At 64.4% G+C, this 11506-nt stretch carries 9 protein-coding genes and 2 riboswitches; of the genes, 5 read left to right on the top strand and 4 right to left on the bottom strand.

Annotated features, from left to right (window positions below):
• Nucleotides 1-44 precede the first annotated feature (44 nt).
• From QOC89_RS31445 to cobW, 4 genes are all read right to left on the bottom strand, one after another.
• Nucleotides 45-635 (bottom strand): vWA domain-containing protein, encoded by a 591-nt coding sequence (locus tag QOC89_RS31445; RefSeq protein WP_323048610.1) that lies wholly within the window; start codon nt 633-635, stop codon nt 45-47.
• A gap of 80 nt (nt 636-715) precedes the next feature.
• The gene (locus QOC89_RS31440) at nt 716-1786 is read right to left on the bottom strand and encodes an ATP-binding protein (RefSeq protein WP_323048609.1); all 1071 of its coding nucleotides are present in this window, start codon (nt 1784-1786) and stop codon (nt 716-718) included.
• Nucleotides 1783-5586 carry a cobaltochelatase subunit CobN gene (gene cobN / locus QOC89_RS31435; protein WP_323048608.1) on the bottom strand — a complete coding sequence of 1268 codons (3804 nt, stop codon included), beginning with the start codon at nt 5584-5586 and terminating at the stop codon, nt 1783-1785. Before cobN ends, QOC89_RS31440 begins: the two co-directional genes overlap by 4 nt.
• 6 nt (nt 5587-5592) lie before the next feature.
• Complete coding sequence (cobW, locus tag QOC89_RS31430) at nt 5593-6693, bottom strand: cobalamin biosynthesis protein CobW (protein WP_323048607.1); 1101 nt, start codon at nt 6691-6693, stop codon at nt 5593-5595.
• Nucleotides 6694-6787: 94 nt separating this feature from the next.
• Nucleotides 6788-7068: riboswitch (cobalamin riboswitch) on the bottom strand.
• Between the two features lie 79 nt (nt 7069-7147).
• A riboswitch (cobalamin riboswitch) is annotated at nt 7148-7376 on the top strand.
• Nucleotides 7377-7598: 222 nt separating this feature from the next.
• Here cobW and cobA point away from each other — a divergent pair.
• From cobA to bluB, 5 genes are read left to right on the top strand one after another with little or no spacing between them, the layout of a single operon-like run.
• Nucleotides 7599-8342 carry a uroporphyrinogen-III C-methyltransferase gene (gene cobA, locus QOC89_RS31425; RefSeq protein ID WP_323048611.1) on the top strand — a complete coding sequence of 248 codons (744 nt, stop codon included), beginning with the start codon at nt 7599-7601 and terminating at the stop codon, nt 8340-8342.
• A complete protein-coding gene (locus tag QOC89_RS31420; RefSeq protein WP_323048606.1) occupies nt 8339-8872 on the top strand; it encodes a cobalamin biosynthesis protein in 534 nt (177 codons plus the stop codon). The genes cobA and QOC89_RS31420 overlap by 4 nt, the downstream gene beginning before the upstream one ends.
• Complete coding sequence (gene cobO / locus QOC89_RS31415; RefSeq protein WP_323048605.1) at nt 8869-9471, top strand: cob(I)yrinic acid a,c-diamide adenosyltransferase; 603 nt, start codon at nt 8869-8871, stop codon at nt 9469-9471. Before QOC89_RS31420 ends, cobO begins: the two co-directional genes overlap by 4 nt.
• A 3-nt stretch (nt 9472-9474) precedes the next feature.
• Entirely contained in the window at nt 9475-10854 is a 1380-nt protein-coding gene (locus tag QOC89_RS31410) for a cobyrinate a,c-diamide synthase (protein ID WP_323048604.1), read from the top strand.
• Complete coding sequence (gene bluB, locus QOC89_RS31405) at nt 10838-11497, top strand: 5,6-dimethylbenzimidazole synthase (protein WP_323048603.1); 660 nt, start codon at nt 10838-10840, stop codon at nt 11495-11497. Before QOC89_RS31410 ends, bluB begins: the two co-directional genes overlap by 17 nt.
• The last annotated feature ends 9 nt before the right edge of the window (nt 11498-11506 follow it).

Raw genomic sequence — 11506 nt, 5'->3', positions numbered from 1 at the left:
GGAAAATAAGCGCACGACAACGCCCCGCATGGTGCGCGTACCGCTCAGGCGATCAGTTCTTCCGGCGTCAAAAGCGCCGCGCCCCATGCATCGGCCAGCGTCCTGCAGCGGCCCAGCCGCACCGTCTCCCACTCGAAGTCGACAAATACCACCTCGTCCGCGAGGAGCGGCCGCACCGGCTGATCGCCACTGCGGCCGTCGGTCAGGATCCACAGCCAGCGCTGCTGCGCGGGCTTGCGCCGGGCGCTGCGCTCCAGCACCCGCGCGGCATGACGCACGCCGGACGCTAGCGGCGTCCCACCGCCGCCACCCACCGGCCTGAGCCACCGCTCGTTCCACCAGCGCGGCACGGCGGGACCGAAACGCAGATCGGCGCCGGCGCCGCCAAAACACACCAGCGCCGCCTCGGCACGCGCGGCGCTTGCGCGATCGAACAGCGCAATCAGCAAACCCTTGGCAAGTGCGAGACGCTGCCCGCCCAGCATGGACCCGGAACAATCGAGCACGAAGCAATGCAGTACCCCGCCTTGCGGCGCCTCGCGCATGAAGCGCAGATGCTCGGCGCGCAGCGTGTCATGACGCATCGCGGCGAGCGTCGGCAGCCATGCAATGCGCCTGCCATGTGCGCCTTGCAAACGGCTGCGCGAACCTGAGCCGGCACCTTGCCGCCATCGAAAACCGCTGCACAAGTCAGCGGCGGCACCCTTCCGATGGCTCAGCGTTTTTTTGCGTTGAGCGCAATGACGCCTTTGACCTGCGCGACGCCCGCGGGCTGAGGTGGCAAATAACCCCAGTCGCTATCGCCGGCAGCGGCGCCGGGCGCTGCATCCTGGGAAGATTGCGAAGCACTTGCATCCGCATGGTCAGATGTCTGCCGCGGCGCTTCGCGCTCACGTGCGTCACTCTCCGCACGCGTCTCGCGATCGTGGCGCCGATGCATCAGCGCCGCCTCAGCGACTCGCTCGACGTGCCCGGTCGTAACCACATCCGCCTGCTCCAGCGCCGCCAATGCGCGCGCCGCACGCAACATCACGAGATCGGCGCGCAACCCATCGACCGCCGCATCGATGCACAGGGCACTGACATGCGCATGCACGGCATCGTCGAAGTCGAGTTGCGGTAGCGCTTCACGCGCAGCACGGATCCGCTGGACATACGTTTCCTGTTGCTGCGCATATCCCGCACGAAAACCCTGCGGATCGAGATCGAACGCCAGACGTGCCTTGACGATCTGCTGACGCACCCGCGGCTCGAAACAGTTCTGCAACTCGACCATCAAACCAAAGCGGTCGATCAGTTGCGGCCGCAATTCGCCCTCTTCCGGATTCATCGTGCCGATCAGCACGAAGCTCGCGTCGTGACTATGCGAGACCCCGTCGCGCTCGACCGTATTCACGCCACTGGCAGCCGCATCGAGCAACGCATCGACGAGCGCATCGGGAAGCAGATTCACTTCATCGACATACAGCACGCCGCGATGCGCTTTCGCGAGCAAGCCAGGCGAAAAACGCACGGCGCCATCGCGCAACACGGTTTCGATATCGAGCGTGCCGATCAAGCGGTCTTCGCTCGCGCCGAGCGGCAAATTGACCAATTGCCCTTCGGGCAACAACTCGGCGAGCGCGCGCGCCGCGGTCGATTTCGCGGTACCGCGCGGCCCACTCACCAGCACGCCACCCAGACCCGGATCGATCGCGGCCAGCAACAGCGCCTGCTGCAAAGGCGTTTGTCCGATCAGCGCGGCAAAGGGAAAATCCGGTCGCTGAGTTTGAGTCGCTGCGTTCATGTTTGCCTTCCTTCGATCTGCTGTTCACTCGCGAGCAGATGCTGTTCGACCTGCGCGCGATAATCGCCAGGCGTTTGCCACAAACCGCGCTGCATCGCCTCGAGCAGACGCTCGCAGATCGAATGCATCGCGTGGGGGTTGTGCCGCTGCAAGAACTCACGCGTATCGGTGTCGTTCAGATAGGCGTCGGTGACAAGCGCGTACTGATGATCGGCGATCACGCGCGCGGTCGCGTCGTAGCCATACAGATAGTCGACCGTCGCGGCGATTTCAGCGGCGCCTTTATAGCCGTGACGCTTCACGCCATCGATCCATTTCGGATTGACCACACGAGACCGGATCACACGTGCGATTTCTTCATGCAACGTGCGCACGCGCGGTGCCGCCGGATTACTGTGGTCCGCGTGATAGACCTGCGGCTGATGTCCCGCCAGATGCCGCACCGCCGCGACCATCCCGCCTTGGAACTGATAGTAATCGTTCGAATCGAGCAGGTCGTGCTCGCGGTTGTCCTGATTCTGCAGCACCACATCCAGCGCGGCGAGACGCGTGCCGAATGCGTGGCGCGCTTCTTCGCCGGCGCTTTTCTGCGTGTAGGCATAACCGCCCCACGCCTGATAGGCGTTCGCGAGATCGGCGTCGGTGTCCCATTGCCGCGAGTCGATCATGTCCTGCAGACCCGCGCCATAAGCGCCGGGCCGCGCGCTGAATACGCGCCAGCCAGCGCGCTTGCGCGCCTCGGTGGCGTCCATGCCGCGTGCGATCAGCGCGTCGCGTTCACGCAGCACGCGCGCGCGGATCGGGTTCAGATCTTCAGGCTCGTCGAGTTCGGCCACGGCCTGCACGGCGGCATCGAACAGATGCATCACGTTGGCGAAGGCATCGCGGAAAAAGCCGGACACGCGCAAGGTGACGTCGATACGTGGCCGGTCGAATGCCTCGATCGGCATGATCTCGAAGTCGGTCACGCGGTGACTGCCCGGCGCCCACTTCGGCCGCACGCCGAGTAAGGCGAGTGCCTGGGCGATGTCGTCGCCGCCCGTGCGCATGGTCGCCGTGCCCCATACCGAGAGACCGATGGCTCGCGGGTAGTCGCCTTTCTCCTGCAAATGCCGTTCGATCAACTGCTGCGCGGATTTCAAACCGAGCGACCACGCCGCTTGAGTCGGCACCGCGCGCGTGTCGACCGAATAGAAGTTGCGGCCGGTGGGCAGCACGTCGGGACGTCCACGCGACGGCGAACCGCTCGGCCCCGGCGGCACGAAACGCCCTTCGAGACCGCGCTTCAGATGCAACATTTCCTGCGGACCGCAGGCGTCGAGCCGCGGCAGCACATCATCGCGCAGGCGTTCCATAACACGTTCGGCCTGCGGCAAGGCTCCGGCCGGAGGAAGCGCTGCGCTGTGCGATTCATCGCCGCATACCCCGCGCAACATCGCAGCCGCCAATAGCTCCAGACGCTCGCGCACATCGCCACAGTGCCGCCAGGGCGCATCGCTCACACGCTGCAATACCTCCGGACGAGGACCGTCCCAAGCAGCCGCCCAATCCACCGACAGCGGATCGAACAGATGATCCATCCGCAGATCGCGCGCCAATGCATCGATCAAACCGGCCTTGCCGCCCTGCCCATCGCCAACCGGAAAACGACCCAGCGCAAGCAACGTATCGCGCCGCTGCACACCCTCAGGCGATTGCCCGAACGTGTGCAAACCATCGCGAATCTGCGCTTCCTTCAGCTCGCACAGCCATGCATCGACGCGCGTCAGCAGCACGTCCTCGTCGTCCTGACCAGCCGGTTGCGCAAGACTCAATTCTTCATGCAGCTTATGCTCGACGATGGTCGCGAGAATCGTGCGCCTCAACAGCTTCGAACGGCGCGGATCGACCATCAGCGCTTCATAGTATTCGTCGACCAGGCGTTCGAGGTCCTGCAATGGCCCATAGCTCTCGGCGCGCGTGAGCGGCGGCATCAGATGATCGATGATGACGGCCTGCGTGCGACGCTTCGCCTGACTACCCTCGCCCGGATCGTTAACGATGAACGGATACAGATGCGGCATCGGCCCGAGAATCAGATCGGGCCAACACACATCGCTCAACGCGACGCTCTTGCCCGGCAACCACTCAAGATTGCCATGCTTGCCCACATGCACGATCGCGTCGATACAGAACTGATGACGCAGCCAGAAGTAGAAAGCCAGATACGCGTGCGGCGGCACGAGTTCGGCATCGTGATAGCTCGCATAATCGCCCTGCTGCCGCGAACGCGACGGCTGAATCCCAACGAAGACCTGCCCGCAGCGCCAGCCCGCAATCATGAAACGGCCGCGCCGCAACGTGGGATCCTGGTCCGGCGAACCCCAGCGTGCGTTCAGCGCATGGCGCGCTTCAGCGGGCAATGCATTGAAGTACACCAGATAGTCGTCGAGCGAGAGGCTTTGCAACGCGGGCCGTAAATCACGCACGACCGGATCGTTGGTCACGCCTTCGGTCAGCTTCTTCAGCAGTGCGTCGCCGTCCTCGGGCAACGCTGCCAGGCGATATCCCTCATTGCGCAATCTCGACAGAATGCCGACGACCGAAGCCGGCGTATCGAGCCCCACTCCATTGCCGATCCGCCCTTCGCTCATCGGATAGTTGGCGAGAATCAGCGCGAGCTTCTTGTCCGCGTTATCGAGTGTACGCAGACGGCACCAGCGGCGGCTCAGTTCGGCCACAAAGCCGACCCGTTCGAGGTCCGGTTGATAGCGGACCACATCGACTTCGGTGTGCGGACAACGATAGGCGAGCCCCTTGAAGCTGATCGCCCGCGTGATGATGCGGCCGTCCACTTCCGGCAGCGCGATATGCATGGCGATATCGCGCGAATTGAGGCCTTGATTGTCTTTGACCCAATCCTCGCGATTGCCGCCGCTCAGGATCACCTGCAGCACGGGCGCGTCGCCGGCGAGCGCAAGCGGCTCGGGATCGTCGATGGCCGAGGCGGCGAATGCGGTCGTATTCAAAACCAGCGCGACCTCATGTTGCGCGCACAACTGCTCGACGACGTCGCGGCTCAGCGCATCTTTCAGCGAAGTAATCGCGATTGGCAACGGATTCAGGCCTTGTGCTTCGAGCGCCTCGATCAGCGCGTCGAACACTGCGGTATTGGCCGCTTGCAGATGCGCCTTGTAGAACAGAATCGCAGCAACGGGCGCGTCCTCACGCCAGCGCGCCTGCCAGTCGGAGATCGTCGGCGTATCGCGTTCGGGATGGTAGAGCGTCGCGGCAGGTAACGCGCGCGGCGGCGCAGGTTCGCGCCCCCAGCCAAACGAGCGGTAGGCGATAAACCGCAGGAACGCCTCGGCATTCTGCGGGCCGCCCTCACGCAGATAGCGCCATAGCTGATGACACAGTTCAGCGTCGGCGGTGCTGCGCGCGAGCAGATTCGGATCTTCCTGCAAATCGCCGGAGAACATCGCGAGTGTCTGCCGGTTACGTTCGGCAAGCGCGACCACCTGTTCGATGCCGTACGGCCAATACGCCTCGCCGCCGAGATGATCGACCACCACGACACGCGCATGCCGCAGCACGTCTTCGACATAGAAATCGACTGAAGCCGGCTGGCGCAAATACGTGACGTTCGCGAGCCTTATGCTCGGAAAGCCCTCGCCCAGACGAGGCACCACGCTGGCGAGCAACGACAGCGTGGTATCGGCGGAACTGAGCACCACGATCTCGGCGGGCTGTTGATCGATACGGATCACGCCTTGCGTATCGTCGACAAAACCGCCCGGCGTGGTGCGCAGCAGATGCATGAGCGCTTACGCCTGTTGCGGCTGGGTGCTTGCCATGGCGCCCAAGGCGGTGTCGAACGCCTGCTGCAGCGCGACCTGGTCGAGGTCTTCGCCAATCAGCACGAAGCGGCTTTGCTGGCCTTCGCCCGTTTCTCCGGCCTGCCAGCGCCGGTCGAAGTAACTGTCGAAACGACGGCCCACGCCCTGGATCACCAGACGCATTGCCGCACCCGGCAATGCCGCGAATCCTTTCACGCGGTAAATCGTGTTGCTTTCGACGAGACCCTGCAACGCCGCGATCACCGCCTCACGCGACGAAACATTCGCGTGGACGACCACCGAATCGAATTCGTCATGGTGATGATCGGCGTCATCCGCTGAACCATGATGATCGTGGCGCAGGTGGATTGTTTCTTCCGAGGCCGCTTCGAGGCCCAGCAACGTATGCAGATCGAGCTGGCCCATCTGTGCGCGCACGATCTTCACTTGCGGTGGAATTTCTTCGCGGATGATCGCTTCGACCGCGGCTTGATGCGATTCGTCGAGCAGATCGGTTTTGTTCAGAATCACCAGATCAGCCGCGGACAATTGATCTTCGAACAGTTCGTGCAGCGGCGATTCGTGATCGAGATTCGGATCGGCCTTGCGTTGCGCATCCACCGCTAGCGGATTGTCGGCGAACTGGCCGCTCGCCGCAGCCGGCCCGTCAACCACGGTGACGACGGCGTCGACGGTAAAGCTGTTTTTGATCTGCGGCCAGTTGAACGCTTGAACGAGTGGCTTCGGCAACGCGAGACCGGAGGTTTCTATCAGCACGTGATCGATCTGCTCGCGGCGCTCCACCAGCTTTTCCATTACCGGGAAAAACTCTTCCTGCACGGTGCAGCACAGGCAGCCATTCGCGAGTTCATACAATTGGCCTTCGGTCTCGACGCCGTTTTCATCGCAACCGATCCCGCAACCCTTGAGGATTTCCCCGTCGATGCCGAGTTCGCCGAACTCGTTGACGATCACCGCGATGCGCTTGCCGCCCGCATGCTGAAGAATGTGCCGCAGCAGCGTGGTCTTGCCGCTGCCGAGAAAGCCCGTGACGATCGTAACGGGGATCTTGCGCATTTGAGTTTGCATCGTGAGGTCTATCCGTAGGAGTTGCACGTGCACGCCGGCGCGTCTACGCGTTTTGTCTGCAGAGGTCATGAACGCGCCACCGCATCCCCGCGGTGGACGTTCCTCGTAGTCTGGCCGGTATCCGGGCTGGCGAAAGCGCCGCTTCCCCTTCCCGGGCGAGTGGTTTCTCGCCCAGTGGTCATATGCCGACGCGGCCTTGCGCGTGGACATTGAAGCCGGCTCCGCGGCGCCAGGCAAACAACCTGGAACCGCTTTTCGCTTACCGTTGCGGGGGCAGCACAGGTTGACCCGGTCCGTTGCAGGTGGGCACCCTGTTTCCCGTTTAACTGCATGCGCGTGAGCGCGCATGCGAGCACCAAAGTGCGTGCGAGTTTAGGCGCGCAGCTCCGTGCAGTCAAGGAAACGCGGGCGCCGGCAGGGCCTTTCCGCAGTGCCGGCACGGCCTGCCGTGTGCTATCGTATGCGCGCGTTTGGTGCCCGCACATGCGTTCGCATGTGCAGTTAAACGGGAAACAGGCCGCGCTTGTTGCGCTCAACCTGTGCTGTCCCCGCAACGGTAAGCGACCTGCGGTGCTTTCGCATCGCGCATGCGTTTTTGATGCCACTGTCTGACGAATCCGGACGGGAAGGCAAAACGCATGAGGCCGTCAGCCCGGATACCGGCCAGACGCGGAGGCAGTGAATCTCACGCTGCCGGCCGCCGGAATCCGCGAGGGACGGACGTGAAGGCGCAGAAGCACGATGTGGCGCGGCCGTCGGCGTTTCCTGAGGGAAACGCGGCGAGTGGCGTTTTTCGTCGCGCGTAATCCGTAGCACCGCATGACTTCAATTTCCGCCGCTTGCGGCCTCATCGAGCCTCGACCGTTCCCGCTTGTCACGACATGGCGTGCGCCATGCACGCGGCGATGAGCCGCGCCTGGCTGATCGGCGCGGGGCCCGGCGACGTCGAACTGATGACGCTCAAGGCAACCCGTGCTCTCGCGCAAGCCGATGTGATCCTGGTCGACGATCTGGTGAATCCCGACGTGCTGCAATTCGCGCGCGCCGACGCGCTGGTGGTGTATGTCGGCAAACGTGGCGGCCATCCGTCGACGCCGCAGGCCGATATCGTCGCGCAGATGCTCGAGCACTTGCAGGCCGGGCGCAGCGTCGCGCGTTTGAAAGGCGGCGACCCGTTCGTGTTCGGCCGTGGCGGCGAGGAACAGCAGGCGTTGCAGGCGGCGGGTATCGAAGTGGACGTGATCAACGGCATCACCGCCGGGATTGCGGCGCCCGCGGCGATCGGGATTCCGGTCACGCATCGCGATCACGCGCAAGGCGTGGTGTTCGTCACCGGGCATGGCGCCGGCAGCGGCGAGCCGGACTGGGCCGCACTCGCCGCCACCCGGATGACGCTGGTGATTTACATGGGTATGCGGCGGCTGACCGAGATCGCCGGCGCGTTGCTCGCGGCCGGCATGAGCGCCGATACCGCGTGTGCGGCGATCGAGTCGGCCACGCGTCCCGAGCAACGACACGTGCTCGCACGGCTCGGCGAGTTCGCGGATGCGGTATCGCGCGCCGGGCTGGGGTCGCCGGCAATTGTGGTGATTGGTGGGGTGGCGTCGCTGGCTTTGGCGAACGCTTCTGACCCTGCGGACGCGCAATGAAAACGCTCACCGTCGGCATCGGTTGTCGCTTGCACAGTTCCGCTGAACAGATCGAAGCGGCTGTGCGTGCCGCCCTCGGCTCGCATGCGTTCGACGAAATCAGCACCATCGCTTCCGTCGACATCAAAGCTGACGAAGCCGGTTTGCTCGAATTCTGCGCACGTCATGCGTTGCCGCTGAAATTGTTCAGCCGCGAGCAGATTGCGGCGATATCCCTGGACAATCCGTCGGCGGCCGCACGCGAGCATCTCAACGTAGACGGCGTCTGCGAGCCGTGCGCGTTGCTCGCCGCAGCGGCCGGGTTTGATGCAGCCGACGCGTCCAGTACAACAGCCGGCACGCCTGGCGCGCCGCATGCATCGGTCGCATCGACTGCCCCAGTCGCACCGATTGCGCCCAATACCGTCCAGGCGCGCCTCCTCACGCGCAAAACCATCCACAACGGCGTCACCGTGGCGATAGCATCAACCACCGCCCGCCCCGCCCGCGAACAGACCAACACCGACACTCACGCACAGGACCTTCCATGAAGACCGATCCCGAATCGCATCACCGCATGACCGAGCGCCGGCGCGAAGGCCACGAGAAAAAGCAGGCCAGCGCCACCGTCGAAAAAGGTCTGCTGATCGTCAACACCGGCACCGGCAAGGGCAAGACCACGGCCGCGTTCGGCATGGCCGTGCGCGTGCTGGGGCACGGCATGCGCCTCGGCGTCGTGCAATTCATCAAGGGCGCGCTGCATACCTCGGAGCGCGACTTCCTCGGCGCGATCGCCAATTGCGACTTCGTCACGATGGGCGACGGCTACACCTGGAACACGCAGAATCGCGACGCCGACATCGCCACCGCACGCAAAGGCTGGAACGAGGCGCGTCGCATGATCGAAAGCGGCGACTATCAGATGGTGATTCTCGACGAGCTGAACACGGTGTTGAAGTACGAATACCTGCCGCTCGACGAAGTGCTGTCGGTCCTGAATGCGCGAGCGCAGATGCTGCACGTGGTGGTGACCGGCCGCCACGCGCCGGACGCGCTGATCGAAGCCGCCGACCTCGTCACCGAAATGCGCATCGTCAAACACCCGTATCGCGAGCAAGGCGTGAAAGCGCAGCGCGGCGTGGAGTTCTGAGCGATGTCCACGTCCCCCGAGCGTACGTCCTCCGGGCAGTCCCCCCAGGGAACTGCCTTCGGAGCGTCCGCCAAGGGCACTTCCGTCGGCACGTGCCCTGCCCTGTTCATCAGCGCGCCGGCGTCGGGTCAGGGCAAGACCACGATCACCGCGGGTCTCGCGCGCTATCACCGGCGACTGGGGCGACGCGTGCGCGTATTCAAGACCGGCCCCGACTTTCTCGACCCGATGATTCTGGCGCGTGCCAGCGGCGCGCCGGTCCTGTCGCTCGATCTGTGGATGGTGGGCGAGCCGGCGTGCCGGAACCTGCTCGCGCAAGCGGCGGCCGAAGCGGACCTGATCCTGATCGAAGGTGTGATGGGTCTGTTCGACGGCACGCCGAGCAGCGCCGACCTGGCCACCACGTTCGGCGTGCCGGTCCTCGCGGTGATTTCGGCGAAAGCGATGGCGCAGACCTTCGGCGCGGTCGCCTTCGGCCTCGCGCGATTCAGGCCGCAAGTGCCGTTTTACGGCGTGCTCGCCAATCGCGTGGGCTCGTCAAGGCACGCGCAAATGCTCGAAGAAGCGTTGCCGCCGGACCTGCGCTGGTGCGGCTACCTCACCGGCACCGACGAGATCGAATTGCCCGATCGCCATCTAGGCTTGCATCAGGCCGACGAGATCGACGATCTGGACACCCGCCTCGAGCGCGCCGCCGATGCGCTCGCGCAAACCGCGCTGGCTGAATTGCCGCCGCCGGTCGAATTCGGCGCACCCATGCCCGAAGCGCTGCCGCGACTTCTGGAGGGCAAGCGGATCGCCATTGCGCGCGATGCCGCGTTCTCGTTCATCTATCCGGCCAACGTCACGTTGTTAGAGACGCTCGGCGCGCACGTCGACTATTTCTCACCGCTCGCCGATGAGGCACTGCCGGAGCACGCCGACGCACTGTATCTCCCGGGCGGCTACCCCGAACTGCACGCGGCGGCGCTGGCAACCAGCACGCGCAGTGCGGCAGCAATCCGCGCGCACGCCGCAGCGGGCAAACCGCTCGTTGCCGAATGCGGCGGCATGCTCTACCTGCTCGACCAGCTCACCGACACGCACGGCACCACCACGCCGATGCTCGGCCTGTTGCCCGGCCATGCGACGATGCAACCGCGCTTTACCTCGCTCGGCATGCAACAGATCGACAGTCTGCACGGTCCGATGACTGGTCACACCTTCCATTATTCGAAGCTGACGACGCCGCTCACGCCGCTGCGTTCAGCCACCCGGCCGCATGGCGATGCCCCCGGCGAGGCCGTATTCCGCGCCGGCTCGATCGTGGCAACGTATATGCATGCTTATTGGCCCTCCAACCCGGCCTTCACGGCCGCCCTGTTCCATGGCGAAGCCTTTTAACGATTCCGAGCGCGAAGCCGTCTACCGCGCGATTTACGAACGGCGCGACATGCGCCATTTCGTGCGCGAGCCGGTCGATCCCGCCGTATTGCAACGCCTGCTCGACGCCGCGCATCACGCACCGAGCGTCGGCTTCATGCAGCCATGGCGCATCGCGCGCATCACTGACCCGGCTGTGCGCACGGCCTTGCACGCGAGCGTCGAAAGCGAACGCCTCGCGACCGCCGACGCACTCGGCAAACGTCGCGAAGAATTCATGAAGCTGAAAGTGGAAGGCATGCTGGAATGCGGCGAACTGCTGGTCATGGCGCTGATGGACGGCCGCGAGCGGCACATCTTCGGGCGCCGCACTTTGCCGGAGATGGATCTGGCTTCAGTGGCATGCGCGATCCAGAACATGTGGCTGGCCGCGCGCGCGGAGGGTTTGGGAATGGGCTGGGTGTCGCTATTCGACGTCGAGGCGGTTCGCACGCTACTGCATATGCCCGAGGGCGCACGGCCGGTGGCGATTCTGTGTCTCGGCCATGTCGATCAGTTCTACAGCGAGCCGATGCTGGAGACCGAGCGCTGGGCGAGCCGCATGCCGCTCGCCGATTGCGTGTTCGAAAACCGCTGGCCGGAAAGCGGCAAAGCGCCGGAATGACGTAGGCGC

The sequence above is a fragment of the Paraburkholderia sp. genome (assembly GCF_034668105.1).
Classification (GTDB): domain Bacteria; phylum Pseudomonadota; class Gammaproteobacteria; order Burkholderiales; family Burkholderiaceae; genus Paraburkholderia.
The sequence above is the reverse complement of the archived record's forward strand: the minus strand, read 5'-3'. Positions and strand labels throughout refer to the sequence as shown.

What these genes read in the sequence shown, in the direction of transcription:
- QOC89_RS31440 (WP_323048609.1), bottom strand. Translation starts at nt 1,786, where the DNA reads ATGAACGCAGCGACTCAAACTCAGCGACCGGATTTTCCCTTTGCCGCG.
- cobN (WP_323048608.1), bottom strand. Translation starts at nt 5,586, where the DNA reads ATGCATCTGCTGCGCACCACGCCGGGCGGTTTTGTCGACGATACGCAA.
- cobW (WP_323048607.1), bottom strand. Translation starts at nt 6,693, where the DNA reads ATGCAAACTCAAATGCGCAAGATCCCCGTTACGATCGTCACGGGCTTT.
- cobA (WP_323048611.1), top strand. Translation starts at nt 7,599, where the DNA reads ATGAGCCGCGCCTGGCTGATCGGCGCGGGGCCCGGCGACGTCGAACTG.
- QOC89_RS31420 (WP_323048606.1), top strand. Translation starts at nt 8,339, where the DNA reads ATGAAAACGCTCACCGTCGGCATCGGTTGTCGCTTGCACAGTTCCGCT.
- cobO (WP_323048605.1), top strand. Translation starts at nt 8,869, where the DNA reads ATGAAGACCGATCCCGAATCGCATCACCGCATGACCGAGCGCCGGCGC.
- QOC89_RS31410 (WP_323048604.1), top strand. Translation starts at nt 9,475, where the DNA reads ATGTCCACGTCCCCCGAGCGTACGTCCTCCGGGCAGTCCCCCCAGGGA.
- bluB (WP_323048603.1), top strand. Translation starts at nt 10,838, where the DNA reads ATGGCGAAGCCTTTTAACGATTCCGAGCGCGAAGCCGTCTACCGCGCG.